The organism is Pseudomonas sp. AN-B15 (assembly GCF_019056475.1).
GTDB classification, from domain to species: Bacteria; Pseudomonadota; Gammaproteobacteria; order Pseudomonadales; family Pseudomonadaceae; genus Aquipseudomonas; species Aquipseudomonas parakoreensis.
On the sequence record NZ_CP049737.1, the window covers coordinates 5,573,232 to 5,595,694 of the forward strand.

The 22,463-nt window shown below is 61.1% G+C and carries 18 protein-coding genes; 12 read left to right on the top strand and 6 right to left on the bottom strand.

Annotated elements, in window-relative coordinates; all coding sequences use genetic code 11:
* Window positions 1–53: 53 nt before the first annotated feature.
* From GTQ41_RS25305 to rarD, 3 genes are all read left to right on the top strand, one after another.
* Complete coding sequence (locus tag GTQ41_RS25305) at window positions 54–1,955, top strand: PhoX family phosphatase (RefSeq protein ID WP_047297032.1); 1,902 nt, start codon at window positions 54–56, stop codon at window positions 1,953–1,955.
* A 183-nt stretch (window positions 1,956–2,138) separates the two neighbouring features.
* On the top strand, window positions 2,139–3,113 hold the full coding sequence (locus GTQ41_RS25310; RefSeq protein ID WP_047297034.1) for a serine/threonine protein kinase: 975 nt from the start codon (window positions 2,139–2,141) through the stop codon (window positions 3,111–3,113).
* Window positions 3,114–3,273: 160 nt separating this feature from the next.
* Complete coding sequence (gene rarD, locus GTQ41_RS25315; RefSeq protein ID WP_041069958.1) at window positions 3,274–4,161, top strand: EamA family transporter RarD; 888 nt, start codon at window positions 3,274–3,276, stop codon at window positions 4,159–4,161.
* 223 nt (window positions 4,162–4,384) lie between these two features.
* Here rarD and GTQ41_RS25320 read toward each other — a convergent pair whose 3' ends face one another.
* Entirely contained in the window at window positions 4,385–4,903 is a 519-nt protein-coding gene (locus GTQ41_RS25320) for a glycine cleavage system protein R (RefSeq protein WP_007966538.1), read from the bottom strand.
* 638 nt (window positions 4,904–5,541) lie between these two features.
* Here GTQ41_RS25320 and GTQ41_RS25325 point away from each other — a divergent pair.
* A complete protein-coding gene (locus GTQ41_RS25325; protein WP_047297037.1) occupies window positions 5,542–7,719 on the top strand; it encodes a malate synthase G in 2,178 nt (725 codons plus the stop codon).
* Between the two features lie 147 nt (window positions 7,720–7,866).
* Here GTQ41_RS25325 and GTQ41_RS25330 read toward each other — a convergent pair whose 3' ends face one another.
* A complete protein-coding gene (locus GTQ41_RS25330) occupies window positions 7,867–8,313 on the bottom strand; it encodes a response regulator (RefSeq protein WP_047297039.1) in 447 nt (148 codons plus the stop codon).
* A gap of 259 nt (window positions 8,314–8,572) precedes the next feature.
* Here GTQ41_RS25330 and GTQ41_RS25335 point away from each other — a divergent pair, with 259 nt between their 5' ends.
* The 8 genes from GTQ41_RS25335 (at window position 8,573) to GTQ41_RS25370 (ending at window position 17,822) form a co-directional block, all read left to right on the top strand.
* On the top strand, window positions 8,573–10,507 hold the full coding sequence (locus GTQ41_RS25335; RefSeq protein WP_302183183.1) for a putative nucleotidyltransferase substrate binding domain-containing protein: 1,935 nt from the start codon (window positions 8,573–8,575) through the stop codon (window positions 10,505–10,507).
* A complete protein-coding gene (locus tag GTQ41_RS25340; protein WP_047297043.1) occupies window positions 10,504–11,211 on the top strand; it encodes a PolC-type DNA polymerase III in 708 nt (235 codons plus the stop codon). The genes GTQ41_RS25335 and GTQ41_RS25340 overlap by 4 nt, the downstream gene beginning before the upstream one ends.
* Before the next feature lie 216 nt (window positions 11,212–11,427).
* Window positions 11,428–11,946 (top strand): RNA polymerase sigma factor, encoded by a 519-nt coding sequence (locus GTQ41_RS25345; protein ID WP_047297143.1) that lies wholly within the window; start codon window positions 11,428–11,430, stop codon window positions 11,944–11,946.
* The gene (locus tag GTQ41_RS25350; protein ID WP_047297049.1) at window positions 11,943–12,914 is read left to right on the top strand and encodes a FecR domain-containing protein; all 972 of its coding nucleotides are present in this window, start codon (window positions 11,943–11,945) and stop codon (window positions 12,912–12,914) included. Before GTQ41_RS25345 ends, GTQ41_RS25350 begins: the two co-directional genes overlap by 4 nt.
* Before the next feature lie 269 nt (window positions 12,915–13,183).
* Window positions 13,184–15,610 carry a TonB-dependent siderophore receptor gene (locus GTQ41_RS25355; protein WP_047297050.1) on the top strand — a complete coding sequence of 809 codons (2,427 nt, stop codon included), beginning with the start codon at window positions 13,184–13,186 and terminating at the stop codon, window positions 15,608–15,610.
* Between the two features lie 74 nt (window positions 15,611–15,684).
* Complete coding sequence (locus GTQ41_RS25360; protein ID WP_047297144.1) at window positions 15,685–16,809, top strand: PepSY domain-containing protein; 1,125 nt, start codon at window positions 15,685–15,687, stop codon at window positions 16,807–16,809.
* Window positions 16,806–16,985 (top strand): hypothetical protein, encoded by a 180-nt coding sequence (locus tag GTQ41_RS25365; protein ID WP_047297051.1) that lies wholly within the window; start codon window positions 16,806–16,808, stop codon window positions 16,983–16,985. Before GTQ41_RS25360 ends, GTQ41_RS25365 begins: the two co-directional genes overlap by 4 nt.
* Before the next feature lie 207 nt (window positions 16,986–17,192).
* Window positions 17,193–17,822 carry a glutathione S-transferase gene (locus tag GTQ41_RS25370; RefSeq protein ID WP_047297052.1) on the top strand — a complete coding sequence of 210 codons (630 nt, stop codon included), beginning with the start codon at window positions 17,193–17,195 and terminating at the stop codon, window positions 17,820–17,822.
* A gap of 205 nt (window positions 17,823–18,027) precedes the next feature.
* Here the strand turns inward: GTQ41_RS25370 and creD are convergent, their stop codons facing one another.
* The 4 genes from creD to GTQ41_RS25390 form a co-directional block, all read right to left on the bottom strand.
* Complete coding sequence (creD, locus tag GTQ41_RS25375) at window positions 18,028–19,398, bottom strand: cell envelope integrity protein CreD (protein ID WP_217325377.1); 1,371 nt, start codon at window positions 19,396–19,398, stop codon at window positions 18,028–18,030.
* A gap of 164 nt (window positions 19,399–19,562) precedes the next feature.
* Window positions 19,563–20,981 carry a two-component system sensor histidine kinase CreC gene (gene creC / locus GTQ41_RS25380; protein ID WP_047297054.1) on the bottom strand — a complete coding sequence of 473 codons (1,419 nt, stop codon included), beginning with the start codon at window positions 20,979–20,981 and terminating at the stop codon, window positions 19,563–19,565.
* Complete coding sequence (creB, locus tag GTQ41_RS25385; protein WP_041070160.1) at window positions 20,981–21,661, bottom strand: two-component system response regulator CreB; 681 nt, start codon at window positions 21,659–21,661, stop codon at window positions 20,981–20,983. The genes creC and creB overlap by 1 nt, the downstream gene beginning before the upstream one ends.
* A 68-nt stretch (window positions 21,662–21,729) precedes the next feature.
* Window positions 21,730–22,233 carry an ATP-dependent zinc protease gene (locus GTQ41_RS25390; protein WP_041069928.1) on the bottom strand — a complete coding sequence of 168 codons (504 nt, stop codon included), beginning with the start codon at window positions 22,231–22,233 and terminating at the stop codon, window positions 21,730–21,732.
* Window positions 22,234–22,463: the final 230 nt, after the last annotated feature.

Here is a 22,463-nt window from a genome sequence, read left to right on the forward strand (position 1 = left end):
AGCGTAATCGACGCTCATTAAGGTGGCTGCCAAAACCAAGCAGGGAGCCTGATGTGAGCCTATTAGAAGAAAACCAATCGACAGACCTGGAAAAAATGGTCGGCCTCAGCCGTCGCGGTTTCATCAGCGCCGGCGCGCTGTGCGGCGCCGCCATGTTTCTCGGCGGCAACCTGCTCAGCCGCAGCGCGCTGGCCACCGGCATCAGCGCCGGCAACAGCCGCCTGCTCGGTTTCGAGAGCATTCCCGCCGCCACCACAGACGTCATCAGCCTGCCGAAGGGCTACAAGTCCTCGGTGCTGATCAGTTGGGGTCAGCCATTGCACAAGAACGGCCCGGCGTTCGACCCGAGCGGCAATGGCACCGCCGCCGCACAGGAAGTGCAATTCGGCGACAACAACGACGGCATGAGCCTGTTCGAATTCCCCGACGACAGAAACCGCGCGTTGATGGCGATCAACAACGAATACACCAACTACCGCTACCTCTACCCGCACGGCGGCATGCCGCAATCGGCCGAAGACGTGCGCAAGGCGCTGGCCTGCGAAGGTGTGTCGGTGATCGAAGTGCAGCGCAAGAACGGCCAATGGCAGTTCGTCCAGGGCTCGCGTTACAACCGGCGCATCCACGGCAACTCGCCGCTGCGCATCAGCGGCCCGGCCGCCGGTCACGAGCTGATGAAGACGGCCGCCGACAAGCACGGCAAGAGAGTCCTTGGCACCTTCCAGAACTGCGCCAACGGCAAGACACCGTGGGGTACCTATCTGACCTGCGAAGAAAACTTCACCGACTGCTTTGGCAGCAGCAACGCCCAGCAGCAGTTCGACCCGGCGCAAAAGCGTTACGGTGTGTCGGCGGCCAGCCGCGAGATCAACTGGCATCCGTTCGACCCGCGTTTCGACATGGCCAAGAACCCCAACGAGCTCAACCGTCACGGCTGGGTGGTCGAGATCGATCCGTTCGATCCGCAATCGACCCCGGTCAAGCGCACCGCGCTGGGTCGCTTCAAACATGAAAACGCCGCACTGGCCGAGACCGACGACGGCCGCGCCGTGGTGTACATGGGCGACGACGAACGCGGCGAGTTCATCTACAAATTCGTCAGCCGCGACCGCATCAACCACCGCAACGCCAAGGCCAACCGCAACATCCTCGACCACGGCACTTTGTACGTGGCGAAATTCGATGCCGGTGACGGCAACCCGGATCACCCGAAAGGCCAGGGCCAGTGGATCGAACTGACCCATGGCAAGAACGGCATCGACGCCAGCAGCGGTTTCGCCGATCAGGCCGAAGTGCTGATCCATGCCCGCCTCGCCGCCAGCGTGGTCGGCGCCACGCGCATGGACCGCCCGGAATGGATCGTCGTCAGCCCGAAGGACGGCCAGGTCTATTGCACCCTGACCAACAACGCCAAACGCGGCGAAGACGGGCAGCCGGTGGGCGGGCCGAACCCGCGCGCGAAGAACGTCTACGGGCAGATCCTGCGCTGGCGCACCGACCGCGACGATCACGCCTCGAAGACGTTTGCCTGGGATCTGTTTGTGGTCGCCGGCAATCCAGGTGTCCATGCCGGTACGCCGAAGGGCGGTTCGTCGAACATCACCCCGCAGAACATGTTCAACAGCCCGGACGGGCTGGGCTTCGACAAGGCCGGGCGGCTGTGGATTCTGACTGACGGCGACTCGAGCAATGCCGGCGACTTTGCCGGGATGGGCAACAACCAGATGCTCTGTGCCGACCCCAAGACCGGCGAAATTCGCCGCTTCATGGTCGGGCCGATTGGTTGCGAAGTTACCGGGATCAGCTTCTCACCGGATCAGAAGACCCTGTTTGTCGGGATTCAGCACCCGGGCGAGAACGGTGGTTCGACCTTCCCCGAGCATCTGCCGAATGGCAAGCCGCGCTCGTCGGTGATGGCGATTACCCGTGAGGACGGTGGAATCGTCGGCGCCTGACAGGCCCTAATCGCTGGCAAGCCAGCTCCCACAGGTTCTGCGCTGATTTGAAAATAGTGCAAGACTTTGTGGGAGCTGGCTTGCCAGCGATAGCGTCCTCCCAGACACCAACCCACTCCCCCCCTGCCATCTGCGCTACCATGCTGGGCCGGACGCGGCAGCCTGCTGCGCGCAGGAGTCAGCATGGCCCACCCGTTTGAAACCCTTACACCCGATCTCGTGCTCGATGCCGTCGAAAGCATCGGTTTCCTCAGCGATGCGCGCATTCTCGCGCTCAACAGCTATGAGAACCGCGTCTATCAGGTAGGCATCGAAGACTCCGAACCGCTGATCGCCAAGTTCTATCGCCCGCAGCGCTGGACCAATGACGCCATCCTCGAAGAACACCAGTTCACCTTCGAACTGGCCGACGTCGAAATCCCGGTGGTGGCGCCGCTGATCCACAACGGTGAAACCCTGCACGAGCATGCCGGTTTCCGTTTCACCCTGTTCCCCCGTCGCGGCGGCCGTGCGCCGGAGCCGGGCAATCTCGATCAGTTGTATCGCCTCGGCCAGTTGCTCGGGCGCATTCATGCGGTCGGCGCCACCAAGCCGTTCGAACACCGTGAAGCCCTCGCCGTGCAGAACTTCGGCCACGCCTCGCTGGCAACATTGCTTGAAGGCAACTTCATCCCCAAGAGCCTCCTGCCAGCCTACGAGTCCGTGGCCCGCGACTTGCTCAAGCGTGTCGAAGACGTCTACGCCGCCACGCCGCACCAGAACATCCGCATGCACGGCGACTGTCACCCCGGCAACATGATGTGCCGCGATGAAATGTTCCACATCGTCGACCTCGACGACTGCCGCATGGGCCCGGCCGTGCAGGACATCTGGATGATGCTGGCGGGCGATCGTCAGGAATGCCTCGGCCAGCTCTCGGAACTGATGGATGGCTACAACGAATTCCACGACTTCGATCCGCGCGAACTGGCGCTGATCGAACCGCTGCGCGCCCTGCGGCTGATGCACTACAGCGCGTGGCTGGCGCGGCGCTGGGACGACCCGGCGTTTCCGCACAGCTTTCCTTGGTTCGGCACCGAACGGTATTGGGGCGATCAGGTGTTGGCGCTGCGGGAGCAACTGTCGGCGCTCAACGAAGAACCTTTGAAATTGTTCTGAATTCAATATCAAAAGATCGCAGCCTTCGGCAGCTCCTACATGGATCGCATTCCCCTGCAGGAGCTGCCGAAGGCTGCGATCTTTTCGCTTTCTGACACGACACATCTATACAACCTCCTTACAATCCCTCCTTTGTTAGCTGCCTAAGCAAGGATTCTGCATGCAAGCCGCCAACCCGCGTCGCGGGTACATTCTGGGCCTGAGTGCCTACATCATCTGGGGCCTGTTCCCGATCTACTTCAAAGCCATCGCCGAAGTCCCCGCTGTCGAGATCATCATTCACCGCGTGCTGTGGTCGGCGCTGTTCGGCGCCCTGTTGCTGATGGTGTGGAAGCATCCGGGCTGGTTGCGCGAATTGCTCGACAACCCCAAACGCCTGGCGATTCTGGCGCTGAGCGGTACCTTGATCGCAGCCAACTGGCTGACCTACGTGTGGTCGGTGAACAACGGACGCATGCTCGAAGCGAGTCTCGGTTACTACATCAACCCGCTGGTCAACGTGCTGCTGGGGATGCTGATTCTCGGCGAACGCCTGCGGCGCATGCAGTGGATCGCCGTGGGGCTGGCGGCCATCGGCGTGGCGCAGCAGGTGTGGCAGGTCGGCAGTCTGCCGTGGGTGTCGCTGGTGCTGGCGCTGACCTTTGGCTTTTACGGTTTGATCCGCAAACAGGCGCCGGTCAAAGCCTTGCCGGGGCTGGTAGTGGAAACCTGGATGCTGGTGCCGATCGCCATTGCCTGGCTGTTGTTCAACCAGACCGCGACTAGCGCGCAACCGGAGTTCTGGACCACCTCGCAAGCCTGGTGGCTGGTAGCCGCCGGCCCGGTGACGCTGGTGCCGCTGGTGTGCTTCAACGCTGCCACGCGCCACTTGCCTTACACCACCATCGGCTTCCTGCAATACCTGGCACCAACCCTGGTGCTGCTGCAGGCAGTGCTGCTGTTCGGCGAACATTTGTCGTCGAGCACGCTGATCGCGTTCATCTTTATCTGGGCCGGTCTGGCCGTTTATAGCGTCGATGCGGTGATCAGTTTGCGCCGGCGCAGCTGATCAAAAAACGCACAAACCTTCGCAGACCACGATTCTCGTGGTCTGCAACGTTCCTTCCCAAGGTTATCCACAGCGTGATCCCCGCCGTTTGTGCGCAAGTCACTGAATGCTGGCGGTTTTTTGATAAGTTCCCGGCAAGCCACAGCCGGCGTGGCGTTGCGCCCGGTCTCTACAGGTTATCCACAGGCAGGTGCACGTTAAAACTGGATAACCCCAGCGGCGCTTAAACGTCAGTGCGTAACACCAGTTCGACCATCAGATCATCGGCCAGGGTTTCCAGGCGCGATTGCAGTACGTCCAGCGACAGGGTCAGCGGCACCGCGAGAATTGCTTCAGCGTGGAATAACGGCTCGCTGCTCATCGGTGCCGGGCGCACTTCGGTCACCAGCCGTTCGAGGTTCACCCCCTGCTCGCTGAGCAAACGGGTGATGTCGCGCACGATGCCCGGACGGTCGTTGCCCACCAGCTCCATGGCGATCGGTTTCCAGGTACAAGACTGCTCGATGCCGCTCTCGGCAATCAGCACGCGAATGCCCTGTGCCGACAGTGCTTGTAGGGAATCGACTAATTCGTCGTAAGCCTCCGCCGGCACGCCCACCCGCAGAATCCCGGCGAACTGCCCGGCCATCCGTGACATGCGGCTTTCCAGCCAGTTACCGCCATGCTCGGCGATGCATTGGGCGATGCGCTCGACCTGCCCGGGCTTGTCCGGAGCAAACACAGTGAGTACGAGATGGTCCATGGCGCAGCCCCTCTTTTCATGACTTTTGTTATAGAAAGGCAAGTATAGGCAAGGGTTTGATTCAGCCCAGGCAGCAGACCTGTGTCCTGGTTTTGGATGCAACCTGTGGCGAGGGGATTTATCCCCGATCGGTTGCGCAGCAGCCGTAAACCCCTGTCAGCTCGGTCTACCTGTCAGCGCGCAGGGGGCGGCTTCGCCACCCATCGGGGATAAATCCCCTCACTACAGAAGTGCGCACCACAGGGGGATGCCATAGCAGGCAGAAAGCATTTATGTGTACAACTTTTTATATTTAACTGGAACAATCTGCTGGTTTTTTGAGAACATCCCGTTCCGCGACGTGACCGCAATGCGTCATGAGGTCGCAGAACGACGTAATTAGTCTGATTTTCACAAGCGCAACTCATCATGTAGTATGCCGCAGCGCGCACTACATAACGCTGGATCGATGTCTGCCCAAGGCACGTTCGCAATCCTGAAAGCCCCGTCAGCAAGGCCCCCAAGCCGTTGATTGGTCCCAGCCCAGCCGCCAGCAATGGCATGTACTGGTCGGAAGGTTTGTGGTTTAAATGGCCAGAGGCTTCATTGTTAAATTGAAGAGCTGAAAAGCGAAATAGCTGAGCAGAGTGAGGCAAGCAATGACTGAACACGTTCAAGTCGGTGGCCTGCAGGTCGCCAAAGTCCTGTTCGACTTCGTGAACAACGAAGCCATTCCCGGTACCGGCCTCACCGCCGAAAAATTCTGGGAAGGTGCCGACAAGGTCATTCATGACCTGGCGCCGAAGAACAAAGCCCTACTCGCCAAACGCGATGACTTCCAGGCTCGTCTTGATGCCTGGCATCAGGAACACGCCGGCCAGGCGCACGACGCCGTGGCCTACAAAGCCTTCCTGCAAGAAATCGGTTATCTGCTGCCAGAAGCGGCTGATTTCCAGGCAACGACGCAAAACGTCGATGATGAAATCGCCCGCACCGCCGGCCCGCAACTCGTGGTGCCGGTGATGAACGCCCGCTTCGCCCTCAATGCCTCGAACGCCCGCTGGGGTTCGCTGTACGACGCCCTGTATGGCACCGACGCGATCAGCGAAGACGGTGGCGCGGAAAAGGGCAAAGGCTACAACAAGGTGCGTGGCGACAAAGTCATCGCCTTCGCCCGTGCGTTCCTCGACGAAGCGGCGCCACTGGCTGCCGGCTCCCACGCCGACTCCACCGGTTACAAGATCGCTGACGGCAAACTGCTGGTCTCCCTAAAGGGCGGCAGCAACACCGGCCTGCGCGACGATGCTCAGCTGATCGGTTTTCAGGGCGATGCCAATGCCCCGATCGCGATCCTGCTGAAAAACCACGGTCTGCATTTCGAAATCCAGATCGACGCCAGCACCCCGGTCGGCCAGACCGACGCCGCCGGCGTCAAAGACATCCTGATGGAAGCGGCACTGACCACCATCATGGACTGCGAAGACTCCGTGGCTGCCGTCGATGCCGACGACAAAGTGGTGATCTACCGCAACTGGCTCGGCCTGATGAAGGGCGACCTGTCCGAAGAAGTCGCCAAGGGCGGCCAGACCTTCACCCGCACCATGAACCCGGATCGCACCTACACCAAGGTCGATGGCAGTGAACTGACCCTGCACGGGCGCTCGCTGTTGTTCGTGCGTAACGTCGGTCACCTGATGACCATCGATGCGATCCTCGACAAGCACGGCAACGAAGTGCCGGAAGGCATTCTCGACGGTCTGGTGACGTGTCTGGCAGCGATGCACAACCTCAACGGCAACACCTCGCGCAAGAACACTCGCACCGGCTCGGTCTACATCGTTAAACCGAAGATGCACGGCCCGGAAGAAGCGGCGTTCACCAACGAGCTGTTCGGTCGCATCGAAGACGTGCTGGGCCTTGCCCGCAACACCCTGAAAGTCGGGATCATGGACGAGGAGCGCCGTACCACGGTCAACCTCAAGGCCTGCATCAAGGCTGCCAGCGAGCGCGTGGTGTTCATCAACACCGGCTTCCTCGACCGCACCGGTGACGAAATCCACACCTCGATGGAAGCCGGCCCGATGGTGCGCAAGGCCGACATGAAGGCCGAGAAGTGGATCGGCGCCTACGAGAACTGGAACGTCGATATCGGTCTGAGCACCGGCCTGCAAGGTCGCGCGCAAATCGGGAAAGGCATGTGGGCGATGCCCGACCTGATGGCGGCAATGCTCGAACAGAAAATCGCTCACCCGCTGGCCGGCGCCAACACGGCCTGGGTACCGTCGCCGACCGCCGCTGCACTGCACGCGCTGCATTATCACAAGGTTGACGTGTTCGCTCGTCAGGCCGAACTGGCCAAACGTGCCCGCGCTTCGGTGGACGACATCCTGACCATTCCGCTGGCGGTCAACCCGAGCTGGACGCCGGAACAAATCAAGAACGAACTGGACAACAACGCCCAGGGCATTCTCGGTTACGTGGTGCGCTGGATCGACCAGGGCGTGGGTTGCTCGAAAGTGCCGGACATCAACGACGTGGGCCTGATGGAAGACCGTGCGACGCTGCGCATCTCCAGCCAGCACATCGCCAACTGGCTGCGCCACGGTATCGTCACCGAGGCGCAAGTGATGGAAAGCCTCAAGCGCATGGCGCCGGTGGTTGACCGGCAGAACGCCAACGACCCGCTGTACCGTCCGCTGGCACCGGACTTCGACAGCAACATCGCCTTCCAGGCGGCGGTGGAACTGGTGATCGAAGGCACCAAACAGCCGAACGGCTACACCGAGCCGGTCCTGCACCGTCGTCGTCGCGAGTTCAAGAAGGCCAACGGCCTGTAACTTTGCGCTGATGTGAAAAAGCCCTGGTCGAGAGATCAGGGCTTTTTCTTTGGAAAGCAGAATCAAAAGATCGCAGCCTTCGGCAGCTCCTACATGAGATCACCTGTAGGAGCTACCGAAGGCTGCGATCTTTTGATCTGCAAAAAGTCAGGGCTCGATGCCCAATTCGTGTTTGACCAGGCCCAGCAACTGGGCCGTATCAAACGGCTTGAGCAGAAAATCCACCACGCTCAGGTGCATCGCGGCAATGGCGTCTTTCACATCGGCATCGCCGGAAACAATGATGATCGGCAACGCCGCCCGCTCCGACTCACGCACCTGCCGAATCAAATCCAGCCCACCAACATTGCCCATGCGCAAATCAGTGATCACCAGCCCGATCGAAGGTTTTTCGTCGAGCATCTTCAGCGCGGTTTCGCCACTGGCCGCGGTCATGCAACGAATGCCTTCCAACGCGAGAATCTCCGACAACAGCTCCCGGGCGTCCTTGTCGTCATCGACGATCAGTACACGTTGCGGCGGCAAGTCGGGTTCGAGCATGACAGCGCTGAGCGCTTCACGCTCGGCGTCGCTCAAAATATCGTGGTCGGACATGGCACTCTCTACGTTTTCAATTCAGTCACCTGGCACAGTCGTCAGACATCGCTAAGCACAGCTTCAATGTGCACTTCGTCGGATTTTTTTCCAAGAGGCTGACGCGAGAATTTCCGACTGTTTTTGTAGGGCTCTTCCCAAATGTGCCGAACGGCAACCCCAACCTAGACTTACGTCCAATGGGCACCCTGCACGCAGGGGCCGACCATGACTGCATCGATCCGACAACAACAATTCAAAAAAGACTGCGGTAATGGTTATGAGTAAAGCGGACGCCTTCACCCAGGCAGGGAAAACCGCGGTGTTGCAGAACATTCAGGGCACCCTGCAATTCCTCCAGCGCTTCCCGCCTTTCAATCAGATGGAACACGCCCACCTGGCTTTTCTGGTGGAGCAATGTCAACTGCGCTTCTATGGCCAGGGCGAAAGCATCATCAAACCTGCCGACGGGCCGGTCGAATATTTCTACATCGTCAAACAGGGCCGCGTGATCGGCGAGCGTCAGCACATCACCCGGCCCGGTACCGAAACCACTTTCGAGATCACCACCGGAGAATGCTTCCCGTTGGCCGCACTGATTGGCGAACGGGCAACCCGTACCGAACACCTGGCCGGCGAAGACACCTTCTGCCTGCAGCTGAACAAACCGGCGTTCATCAAACTGTTTGCCCTGTCCGGCAGCTTCCGCGATTTCGCCCTGCGCGGGGTCAGCAGCCTGCTCGATCAGGTCAACCAGCAAGTCCAGCAGAAAGCCGTGGAAACCCTCGGAACCCAGTATTCGCTCAACACCCGCCTCGGCGAATTGGCGATGCGCCATCCGGTGACCTGCAGCCCCGACACGCCACTGCGCGAAGCAGTGAAGCTGATGCACGAGCAACAAGTCGGCAGCATCGTTGCGGTGGATAAACACAAGGCGCCGCTGGGGATCTTCACCCTGCGCGATCTGCGCGAGGTGGTCGCCAATGGCAGCGGTGATTTCAGCGAAGCCATCGAGCGCCACATGACCTGCTCGCCGTTCTTTCTGTCGCCGGATCACAGCGCCTTCGACGCGGCGATCGCCATGACCGAACGGCACATCGCCCACGTCTGTCTGGTCAAGGATCAGCGCTTGTGTGGCGTGGTCTCCGAGCGCGATCTGTTCTCGCTGCAACGGGTCGATCTGGTGCATCTGGCCCGGACCATCCGCAGCGCCCAGCGCATCGAGCAACTGGTGAGCCTGCGCGGCGAGATCGGCCAACTGGTCGAACGCATGCTGGCTCACGGTGCGTCTTCGACGCAGATCACTCACATCATCACCCTGCTCAACGACCACACCGTGTGCCGGGTGATCGAACTGACCCTCGCCGAAAAAGGCGACCCCGGCGTGCCGTTCAGTTGGTTGTGCTTCGGCAGCGAGGGCCGGCGCGAACAGACGCTGCACACCGATCAGGACAACGGCATTCTCTTCGAAGCGAGGGACGCGGCGCAGGCGGCGGAAATTCGCGGCAAGCTGCTGCCAATCGCCCAGCAGATCAACCAGAGTCTGGCGCAGTGCGGCTTCAGCCTGTGCAAGGGCAACATCATGGCCGGCAACCCCGAGCTGTGCCTGTCCCGGGCAGAATGGGCGCGACGCTTTGCAGCGTTCATTCGCGAGGCGACGCCGGAGAACCTGCTCGGTTCGAGCATCTATTTCGACCTGCGGGTGGTCTGGGGTGACGAGAAAGGCTGTGCGCAACTGCGCCGCGGGATTCTCGAGCAGGTCGGCGACAACCGTTTGTTCCAGCGCATGATGGCCGAGAACGCGCTACGCAATCGCCCGCCCGTGGGGCGTTTCCGCGAGTTTGTGCTGGCGCGCAAAAACGGCGAGAAAGCCACCCTCGACCTCAAGGTCCAGGGCCTGACGCCCTTCGTCGATGGCGCGCGCCTGTTGGCGCTGGCCCATGGCATCGAAACCAACAACACCCTCGAACGCTTGCGTCAGCTGGTCGAAAAACAAGTCATCGAACGGCTCGACGGCGCGGCGTATGAAGAGGCCTACCACTTCATCCAACAGACGCGCATGCAGCAGCATCAGATCCAGACCCGTGAAAATCTGCCCTGGTCCAACCGCGTCGACCCGGACAGCCTCAATCATCTGGACCGGCGCATCCTGCGTGAATCGCTGCGCCAGGCGCAGCGCCTGCAAAGCAGCCTGGCCTTGCGGTATCAGCTATGAGCCTGTTTTCGTGGCTGCGGCCGGCCAGCCCACTGCTGTCGGCAGACCTGCAACAGCGCCTGGCAAAACTGCCGACCATTGGCGAACTGAAAGAATGCAGCCTGCGCGAGCAGCGCTGGGTGGTGCTCGATCTGGAAACCACCGGGCTGAACCTGAACAAGGATCGCGTGTTGTCGATCGGTGCAGTGGTCATCGAGGACGGCGCAATCGACTTCAGCCAGCAGTTCGAACGCACCCTGCAATGCCGGGAGCTGAAGCTCAGCCCCAGTGTGTTGATTCATGGCCTGGGGCCGAACGCGATTGCCGCCGGCAGCGACCCGGCCGAAGCGCTGCTGGAGCTCATGGAGTTTATCGGCGACAGCCCGGTGCTGGCGTTTCATGCGCCCTTCGATCAGCACATGCTCGGACGCGCCCTGAAGGAGCACTTGGGCTACAAGCTGCAGAACGTGTTTCTGGATGTCGCGGACATGGCGCCGTTGTTGTGCCCGCAGGCGAGTATTCGCGAGGCCGGGCTGGATGAATGGATCGACTGGTTCAAACTTGAGGTGTTCGAGCGGCACAACGCGAGTGCCGATGCGCTGGCCACGGCGGAGCTGGCGTTGATCCTGTTCAGCCGGGCGCGGCAGCAGCAGATTCATAGTCCGTTGAATTTGCAGCAGCGTTTGAGTCAATGGAAACGCCGTCAGCAGGCGCCCTCCTTCTAGATTTTCGGCCGAACCACATCCCCTGTAGGAGCTGCCGCAGGCTGCGATCTTTTGATCTTGCTTTTAAAAACAAGATCAAAAGATCGCAGCCTGCGGCAGCTCCTACAGGGCTTACCATTAACCTCATCTGACCAGTGGCCAATTGCTAACCATTCCCACCTCTGCGAGAATCGCGAACAATTCTCGTTGGTTAACATTTCCCAATCGGTGCGTCTGGTGTCGTCAGTCCCAAGCCCTCACAGTGAACTCGTCGGTGCGTTGTATCGCGACCATCGCGGTTGGCTGCTGAGCTGGCTACGGCGCAATGTGGCGTGCCCGCAACGGGCCGAAGACCTGAGCCAGGACACCTTCGTGCGCCTGCTCGGTCGCGATCAACTGCTGACCCCGCGCGAACCCCGAGCGTTTCTGGTGGCGATCGCCAAGGGCCTGTTGTTCGACTACTTCCGCCGCGCCGCGCTGGAACAGGCCTATCTCGCCGAATTGATGCTGATCCCCGAAGGCGAACAACCTTCGGTGGAGGAACAGCAGTTGATCCTGGAAGACCTCAAGGCCATCGACCGACTGCTCGGCAAACTCTCGACCAAGGCCCGCGCCGCTTTCCTGTATAACCGCCTCGACGGCCTCGGCCACGCCGAAATCGCCGCGAAGCTCGGCGTCTCGGTGCCCCGCGTGCGGCAATACCTCGCGCAAGGCATTCGCCAGTGCTACATCGCCCTCTACGGTGAGCCGACATGAATCCGGCCAGCTCCAAACCGGTCTCGGCCCAGGTGCTGGACGCGGCGATTGCCTGGCAATTGTCGCTGGATTCCGGCAGTCCGCTGGAGCGCGAGGAGTTCGCCAAATGGCATGCGGCCCATGAAGAACACGCCCGCGCCTGGCGCCAACTGGGCATGCTCGATCAGCGCTTCAACGTCGCCAACGGCCCGGCTCGCGCTGCGTTACTGCAATCGCGCGAAGGCATTCGGCGGCGCGTGCGCATGCTCGGCAGCGGATTGGCCAGCGTGGTGGCGGTGATCGGTCTGGCGCTGTTTGCCGGTGATCAGTATTTGCCGCTGGATTACTGGCTTGCCGATCAACGCACCGCCACCGGCGAACAGCGCACGGTACGCCTGGCCGATGGCACCGTGCTCAATCTCAACACCCACAGCGCGGTGGATGTGCGCTTCGATGCCAGGCAGCGGCTGATCGTATTGCAGGAAGGCGAGATCTTGGTCGAGACCGGTCACGGTGATGCGCGGCCGTTCATCGTCGAAACCCGCGAAGGCAGCATGCGCGCATTGGGGACACGGTTTCTGGTCAAGCGTGAAGACCAAGGCACGCGTCTGAGCGTCCTGCAATCGGCGGTGGCGGCGCATCCGCAAAGCCATCCTGAAGAACAGATCCTGCGCGAAGGCCAGCAAGTACTGATCCGCAATAACGGCCTCGACGCGGTCGCGGCGCTTACGCCCGGCGCCGATGCCTGGACCCGCGGCATGCTGGTGGTGGACAACGCTCGATTGGAAGATCTGGTGCGTGAGCTTGGACGCTACCGGCGCGGGCATCTGGACGTGGCGCCGGAAGTCGCTGACCTGCGCATCACCGGCAGTTTCCCGCTGCACGACACCGACAAGGCCTTGAGCGCCCTGCTGCCGACCCTGCCGGTGCAGATCGAGCAGCACACGCCGTATTGGGTCACGGTGGCCAAAGCAGATACAAAGCCCTGATTTATCTGGTGCCCGAGCGGCCGCCATCGCTGGCAAGCCAGCTCCCACAGAGATCGATGGTGAATATCAATTCTGTGAGCTGCGCTGAACCTGTGGGAGCTGGCTTGCCAGCGATGGGGCCGCCCGCAACTGCACAAAACCAATGTTGCCACGCGAATCGGCTGCCCCACTCCCAGTTAATCGACATTATTTTCATCCAGCCCTATCACTTTTCAATTCTCGTCCGGCACACAGGCAATTGAGAAATATTTCCATTCAGGAGCCTTCGCATGTCCCGTTCGCTAGACACCTTGTTGCGCCCCAGTCTGCTGGCCATCGCCATTGCCTTCAGCGCGCCGCTGCTCAGCAGCCCGTTGCTCGCTGCTGAACAGGCCTCCAGCGTGCGTGCCTACAACCTGCCGGCGGCGCCGCTGTCGACCACGCTGAACCAGATCGCCAGCCAGGGTGGCCTCGCGCTGTCGCTCAATCCGTCGCTGGCGGCGGGCAAGACCTCGTCGCCGGTCAACGGACAATACGACGCCGCCGGCGCTCTGCGCGTGGCGCTGCAAGGCACCGGTCTGCAACTGGAACAAAGCAGCACTGGCACCTACAGCCTGGTAGCCGTGCCTGAAGGGACACTGGCGCTGCCGGAAACTGCCGTGATCGGCGTGGAAAACCTGGAAACGGCCTGGGGCCCGGTCGAGGGCTACACCGCCACCCGCACCGCCGCCGGTACCAAGACCGACACCGCGCTGGTCGAAGCACCGCGCTCGATCTCGGTCGCCACCCGTCAGCAAATGGACGACCGCAGCGTGCACAGCCTCGATGACGCCGTGCGTTATATGCCGGGCATCACCGCCAGCAGCTACGGCAGCGACACCCGCGCCGACTGGCTGCGCGTGCGTGGCTTCGAGCCGACCCAGTTCCTCGATGGGCTGCCACTGCCAAAAGGCGTGTACGCCAACCCGAAACAGGAAACCTGGAACCTCGATCGCCTCGCCCTGTTGCGCGGCCCGGCCTCCTCCGTCTACGGCCAGACCCCACCGGGCGGCCTGCTGGACATGGTCAGCCGGCGCCCGAGCAGCGACGCCAGCAGCGAAATCCAGCTGCAGTACGGCAGCGACAACCACCGCCAGATCAACTTCGCCAGCACCGGCAAGATCGACGATGCCGGCCAGTTTCTCTACGGCATCAGTGGGGTGGTGCGCGACAGCGACACGCAGATCGATCACATCGAAAACAAGCGCTACAACATCGCGCCGAGCCTGACCTGGAATATTGACGACGACACCAGGTTCACCCTGCTGAGCCAGTTCACCCGCGACGATACCGGCATTACCAGCCAGTTCCTGCCGGTGCAGGGCACCAAGATCGACATGCCGTTCGGTAGCGTCTCGCACCACAAAAACCTCGGCGACCCGGATTGGGAATATTACGACCGCACTTACTACGCGCTCGGCTATGCGTTTGAACACCGGCTGAACGATGTCTGGCAGTTCAAGCAGAACCTGCGTTACACCAAGTCGGATCTGTCGTTCCAGGCCCTGACTGTCGGTTCTTATCCGTACACCCTGGTGGACGATCAAGGCAACGTCGGGCGCACCAGCACCAGCGTTGACGAAGACATCAGCCAGTTCGCGGTGGACAACAACTTCCAGGCCGACTTCGCCACCGGTGACATTCGCCACACCGTACTGTTGGGGCTGGATCACCAGCGCAGCAACACCAACTACCTGTCGATCTACGGTGACGGCCTGAAAACCAATGTGCTGAAGCCGATCTACGGCCAGCCCATCGTTCGTCCGGATCGCTCGACGGCGTATTACGACTACGACCAGAAGACCTACCAGACCGGCCTCTACGTGCAGGACCAGATGGCCCTCGACCAATGGCGCCTGACGCTGGGCGGTCGTGAAGACTGGGTCCACACCGGCACCAAATTCTTCAACAAGGCCGACGCGACCAACACCCAGCGCGACAAGAACTTCAGCGGTAACGCAGCGCTCAGCTACGTGTTCGATTCGGGCTTCGTCCCGTACATTTCCTACGCCGAATCCTTCCAGCCCACCACCGGCGCCGACGCCTCCTCCACCGGTTCGCTGAAGCCGACCGAAGGCAAGCAGTGGGAAATGGGCGTCAAGTACCAGCCACCGGGCAGCAAGACCCTGCTGACCGCCGCCGTGTATGACCTGACGCAGAAAAACGTCGCAGTCACCACCACCGTCGGCAACACCCCGATCACCAGCCAGACCGGCGAAGTGAAAGTCAAAGGCCTGGAACTGGAGGCGACCTCGGACGTCACCGATAACCTGAAAGTGATCGCCGCCTACACCCTGGCCAAGTCCGAAGTGCAGAAAGGCGACTACAAAGGCAACCGCCTGCAGCTGATGCCGAACCAGCAGGCCTCGCTGTGGACCGATTACACCTGGCACAACGGCGTGCTCGACGGCTTCGGTATCGGCGGTGGCGTGCGTTATACCGGCAACACCTACGGCGATCAGGGCAACACTTGGCTGGGCAAGGCCGATGCTTACACCGTGTTCGATGCCTCCGTGCATTACGATCTCGGTCGCCTGGACAACAGCCTCAAAGGTGCATCGGTGGCGGTCAATGCCACCAACCTGTTCGACAAGGACTACATCTCCACCTGCGACGGCTTCTATTGCTACTACGGCGACCAGCGCAGCGTCGTCGCCAGCGCCACCTACAAGTGGTAAGCGCGTGAGCTGAAACAGGTCCTGTCACCAGGCCGTCCCCCGTGGACGGCTTCGGTGTTTTTGAAGGTCATGAAATGAAAAGTAAAACAATTCGCCGCTGGTCGTTCATCCACACCTGGACCAGCCTGATCTGCACCGTGTTTTTGCTGCTGTTGGCACTGACCGGTCTGCCGCTGATTTTCCATCACGAGATCGAGCACCTGCTCGGCGATGCCCCGCAAGTGCGCGAAATGCCCGCCGACACCCCGCGCCTGAACCTGGCGCAACTGGTCGAGGCCGCAGAAAAGCATCGTCCCGGCGAAGTGGTGCAGTACTTCGGTTTCGAGGACGACGAGCCCAACGCCGTGCTGACCATCATGGCGAAAACCGCCGGTACCGAGCCGAATTCTTCGCACACGTTCATGCTCGATGCGCGCACCGGTGAAGCACTGGAAACCCCGTCGGCCAACGGAGGCCTGATGTTGTTCATCCTGCGCCTGCATGTGGACATGTTCGCCGGCCTGCCGGGCAAGTTGCTGCTGGCGTTCATGGGTTTGCTGTTCGTGGTCGCGATCATTTCGGGGACTGTGTTGTACCTGCCGTTCATGCGCCGCTTGCAGTTCGGCACCGTGCGCCAGGACAAGTCTTCCCGCCTGCGCTGGCTCGACCTGCACAACCTGATCGGCGTGGTTACATTGACTTGGGCGCTGGTGGTCGGTGTCACCGGAGTGATCAGCGCCTGTGCTGATCTGATCATCGCCGCGTGGCGCAATGACTCGCTGACTGCCATGGTTGCGCCCTACCGCGATGCCCCGCCGCTGACCCGACTGGCCCCGGCCACCCGCCTGCTCGACATCGCCCGGGACGTGGCACCGGGGATGAACCCGGACTTCATCGCCTTCCCCGGTACGCGCTTTTCCAGCGAGCATCATTACGCGGTGTTCATGAAGGGCGGCACGCACCTGACCTCGCACCTGCTGACGCCGGTGCTGATCGACGCCGGCACCCTGCAGGTCACCGCCGTGGCCGAGCGCCCGTGGTACATGGACGCCATGGGCCTGTCGCAGCCATTGCACTTCGGTGACTACGGCGGCATGCCGATGAAAATCCTCTGGGCGACCCTCGACGTGCTGACCATCATCGTCCTTGGCAGTGGCGTGTATCTGTGGATGGTGCGGCGTAAAGCGGCGAAACCGGTGACGGTGGAGGCGGCCGCATGAAGCCGCGTCAGAGCAATTTCTGGAAGGTCTTCAGCACGCCGCTGGTGATTGCGCTGCTGAGTGCGGCGGGGTTGTTTGCGGCGTTGTTGGGGGATGGGATCTGGGATGCGTTGAGCTGGGTCGGGCTGGGTGTACCGGCGTTTCTGGCCATTAGAGGTTTGTTGCAGCGCAGGTAGTTTTTGTGTTGTCGGTGATGGCCTCATCGCTGGCAAGCCAGCTCCCACGGGGGTTAATGCTGAATCTGAAATTTGTGTTCGCTGCAAAAACTGTGGGAGCTGGCTTGCCAGCGATGGCGATCTCACGAACACCATCAATTCCTCGCCAGCCACAGTGGTTGTAGCTAGGCTAACGTCCTGCTCTTCGATGACCACCGAGGTTTGCCAATGTCCGCCCCCAGCATGACCCTGTTCCACAACACGCTCTCCCCGTTCGTGCGCAAAGTGATGGTGCTGCTGCATGAGACCGGCCAGCAGGATCGCGTCGCCCTGCAAGACTGCGTGCTCAGCCCGGTCAGCCCGGATGCTGCGCTCAACGCCGACAATCCGCTGGGCAAGATCCCGGCCCTGCGTCTGGCCGACGGCAGCGTGATCCATGACAGCCGCGTAATCCTCGAATACCTCGACCAGCAGCATGTCGGCAACCCGCTGATCCCCCGCGACGGCGCGGCCCGGTGGCGGCGTCTGACCCTGGCCTCGCTGGCCGACGGAATCATGGATGCCTCGGTGATGGTGCGTTACGAACTGGTATTGCGCGCCCCGGAAAAGCACTGGGACGAATGGCTCGAGGCCCAGCGCGAGAAGATCCGCCGCGCCCTGGCCTATCTGGAAGCTGACGCCATCGCCGAGCTGACCAGCCATTTCGACGTGGCCGCCATCAGCGTCGCCTGTGCGTTGGGTTACCTTGATCTGCGTCATCCGGATCTGGACTGGCGCAGCGCCAATCCGCAATTGGCCAACTGGTTCTTTGAAGTGAGTCAGCGACCGTCCATGGTCGCCACCCTGCCCAAGCCTTAAATCGGCGGAACCTGTTCTGGCCTCATCGCTGGCAAGCCAGCTCCCACAATGGATTTGGGTATGACAGAACCCTCTGTTTCAGCACAAATCCTGTGGGAGCTGGCTTGCCAGCGATGGCACCACCTGGGTTGCGGCGGCAGTGCTGCAACAATCAGCGTCACCAAAACCTCCACCTCTCGCTGATCTTCACGCAATCCCAACCCGCTCATTGCATCGCCCCCACATCAAACGCCAGCGGCTTGGCCGGTTTCTGCCCGATCCCGTACCAGTCGAGTTCGCGTGTCAGCACCATGAACACCCCGAGCAGGCCGAACAGCAACAGCGAACCCATCAGCAACGCATAGTCCTCGGCGCTCAGCAGCCCATACAGCAGGCCATACAACGCTGCCAATCCCGCGGAAAAACTCAGGCCGTGGCGCACGTTGTGCAGCACGTGACAGACATAAAATCCGATCAACAACACACAGCCACTGGCCGACAGCAGATAGGCCAAAGCAAAGTCGATGTGCTCCGACAGCGACAGCAACAACAGGTAGAAGAACGCCAGCGCCACCCCGACCAATGCGTATTGCACCGGGTGCACCGCAAGACTCTTGAGCACTTCGAACAAGAAGAAACCGGCGAAGGTCAGGACGATAAACAACAGCGCATATTTGATCGCCCGGTCACTCTTCAAGTACTGATCCACCGGGTCGATGAAGCTCACGCCAAAACTGCGCCCGTTGAACGCCTCGCAATCATTGCCCATCACACAGCGGTTCATCGCTTCTTGCAGGTTGGTGGAGAAAAACGAAGTCTGCCAATCGGCGCTGAAACCTTGATCATTGATTTCGCGTTTGGCGGGCAGGAAGTTGCCGATGAAGCTGGGGTGCGGCCAGTTCGCCGCCAGGCTGACGTGGCTGGCCTTGCCTACTGGCAGCACTTGCAACGAACCGGTGCCTTGCAGGCGCAGGTCGAAACCGAAGGTCAGCTCCGTGGCGTTGCGGGTGTCCAGTGTCGGCAACGTGACCCGCACACCTTCGCCGAGCCAGCCCACCTGGGTGCCAGGTACAAAGTCCAGACGCTGGCCGTCGAGTTCCAGTTTCAGCGCGTTTTCAATACCGCGAATATCACTGATGCCCACCGCCAGAAACGGCGCGTCGAACTGGTAATCGGCAAAGTCTTCTTTGATGCCTAACTGCGCCGGCAACGAGAAATGCCCGTTGATGCGATTGTCAGCATGGAACAATCGCGCTTGGTAAATGCCCCGGGCGCGCAGCTCGGTCTGCACCTGTCCGTCGAGCTCGAAGCGTTCCGGCAGAAAGTACAAACGACCGCGTTCCTCACCGAGTTCTTCATAGCGCTGACTGGTTTTCTCGTTGGTCTTCCAGGTACGCACCACTTTGCGATACGGCACCACCATCACGGGCCCGCTCAGTTGCTGGCTGTAGCTGGAACTGCGGGCGATGTCTTCGAGCACACCATCGCGCAGTTGCTGGCGATCATCGATGATGCCGTCGATCATCAACAGCGGGATCAGCAACAGCAGGATCAACAGGGCAATGGCCCCGAGCTTTATGGTCAGATTTTTGTTCATGGGACTCTCCCTGTTTGGATGGGCGGAGTCTGGTTGGGCTGTGTGGGAGGAATGTGGGGCGATTGTGGAGATTGTGTGGAAAGATCAAAAGATCGCAGCTTCGGCAGCTCCTTGGGATTGCGTTCCCTGTAGGAGCTGCCGAAGGCTGCGATCTTTTTAGGGTTTCAAGGCAGGCGCAATGTCACTTCCACACCGCCCTCGACATTGCGAATCTGCATCGACCCACCATGCAACTTCACCACCTCTTCAACAAAGTTCAGCCCCAACCCGGTGCTCTTGCGCCCACTGTCCGGACGCGGCAACGAATAAAATCGCTCACTCAAGCGCGGCAAGGCGTACTCGGGAATCGCCGTCGCTTGGTTGAACAAGCGCAACTCGACCTGCTCCCCGACACGTTCGGCACTGAAACGCAGCAACCCGGCGACCGGGGTGAAATCCAGTGCATTGTCCAGCAGATTGCCCAGCGCCTGACGCAGCAGAAACGGCTCGCCGATCAGCAGCAGATCCGGCGCAATCGTCTGCTCGACCGTGAGCCGCCGGCCTTCGATCCGAGCTGCCTGCGCGCGCAATAATTCATCGATCAGCGCCGCCAGCGGCACCGCCACGCGCTCCTCGAGACCCTGGCGCTGTTCCACCTGAGCCAGATTCAACAGGCGCTCGATCAACTGCTGCATCCGCGCGCTTTCGCTGTCGATATTGCCGACAAAGCGCAGGCGCTGAATCGCTGGCATTTCATCCTGCAGCAACTCTGCGGCACCGCGAATGGCCGCCAGCGGACTCTTCAATTCATGGGTCAGGGTGTGCACGTAGCGCTCGACGTAAGCCTTGCCTTCGAGCTGGGTGCGCATCTGTTCCACCGCCGTCGCCAGTTGCTCCAGTTCGCCGCCACGGTAATGCGGCACTTCCACTCGCCGGCCTTCGCTCACCGCCTGCGCATACCCGGTCAAACGGTGCAGCGCGCGGCTCAGCCACCACGACAGCAAAGCGCCGAACAGCAGACCGAGGCCGATCAGCCCGGCACCGTAAAACAGCAAGCGCCGCTCGGTGCGATCGACGTAAGGCTGCAAGGAGCTATTGGGCTTGGCCACGGTGACCACGCCGATGATTTTGCCGTTGTCGCGGATCGGCGCGCCGACGTGCATCACCGACGACGCCGGGTCGTTCGGATCGCTGCGGGTTGAGCGCGCACCGTATGCGCCGCGCAGGGTCAGGTAGACGTCGTTCCAGCGCGAGTAATCCTGCCCGACCGCCACGCCACTGGAATCCAGGACCACGATGCCTTTGACGTCGGTGACGTAGATGCGATGGTTGACCTGATTTTTCGGCAACCCCCAGATGGTCGCCTGCGGCTGGCGTTCGCCGTAGGCACGCAACAATTCGGGCCAGCGGTTCTCGCTGAGCGTGCCGGCCTTGAAATCATCACGCAAAATCTCCGCCATCAGGTTGGCGGTGTCGACCAGGGTTTCTTCGGTGGACTGACGCACACCGGGGCGGATTTCTTCCATCACCGTGTTGAGCACGAAGTAACCGGTCAGGCCGATAAACAGCACATACACCAGAAAGATCCGCAGCCCCAGCGACATCAGCTGTGCCCCGGGCTGTAGCTGTAGCCGAGGCCGCGATGGGTCTGGATCGGCTCGGCGTCGGCCCGCACCAGACGCAATTTGGCGCGCACGCTTTTGATGTGGCTGTCGATGCTGCGCTCGTAGCCAGCGTCGGCGGCAACGCCTAGCGCGTCGAGCAGTTGCTCGCGGCTGAACACCCGCTGCGGTTGTTCGAGCAGGCATTGCAACAGGCGAAATTCATGGCGGGTCAGGCTCAACGGCTGTCCCCGATAGACGATCTGCACACGTTCGGCATCGATGCGAAACAGCGTCGAGGACGCTTCAACCGCAGGACGCGGCGCCATGCGCTTGAGAATCGCCCGGACCCGCGCCGCCACCTCACGCGGGCTGAACGGCTTGACCACGTAATCGTCGGCGCCGATCTCCAGCCCCACCACCCGGTCGATCTCGGCGTCCCGGGCGCTGAGGAACAGCACCGGCACTTCACTGAAGCGCCGCAGCTGTTTGCAGGTTTCGAAACCGCTGATGTCCGGCAGGCCGATATCGAGAATGATCAAGTCGGCCGGGGTCTGTCGTTGATGCTCCAGCGCCGCGGCGCCCAGGCTCAGCCACGTGGTCGTGAACCCCTCGCCCTGCAGGGCAAAAATCAGCGTATCGGCAATCGCCGCTTCGTCTTCGACAATCAGGATATGAGGCATGGCGTCCGAGCCCATGGGTTAAGTGCGCGAACGGTGCCCCAAGCCTGACCTTACGTCAATGAGACCACTTAGCAGTCTGGCTTGTCGGCGGTGAAACGCCGCGCCGGGTTCACTGCGGCGCCAAACTCGCGCAAGGCCTTGGCACCGATCAGCAGCGGGTAGTTGAAGTTGCTGCGGTCGGTCAGGTTGACCTCAACGGTACGCTTGACGTTGCCCAGGCACAGTTCCAGATCGACCACCGGGCGTTTGGCGACTTCAGTGCTGTCGCCTTCGTCCTCTTCGTCCGAGCGGCTCTTGATCTTGCTGATCCGTGCGATCTTGTGCTCGTACACTTTGTTGCTGGCGTCCTTGGTGCCGAGGCGGAAGCGCACCCAGTTTTCACCGTCGCGGGTGAAGGTCTCAATGTCCTTGGCCGACAGCGAGGCGGTCAGCGCGCCAGTGTCCATCTTGGCTTTGAGCACCTCGCCACCGATTTCCGGCAGCGCGATGTATTCATAACGCCCGTACAGGGTCGGTTCGGCGGCCATGACCGGCAGGGCGACGAGGGCAAACAGTGCAAGGAGGGATTTCACGTAGAGGGCTTCCTTGGAAAATGAGGGCGTCAGACGCGAGTTTTTAGACAGCCATCAAGGAATTCGTTCGCCCTTGATATCGCATCGCTGGCAAGCCAGCTCCCACAGGTTTCTCTGCCATTCACGGAAATCACATGCACTGGAGATCCTTGTGGGAGCTGGCTTGCCAGCGATGGGGCCAGCACAAGCCTCACTAATTGGCTCCAGCATAGCCGCCCAAAAGTGAAACA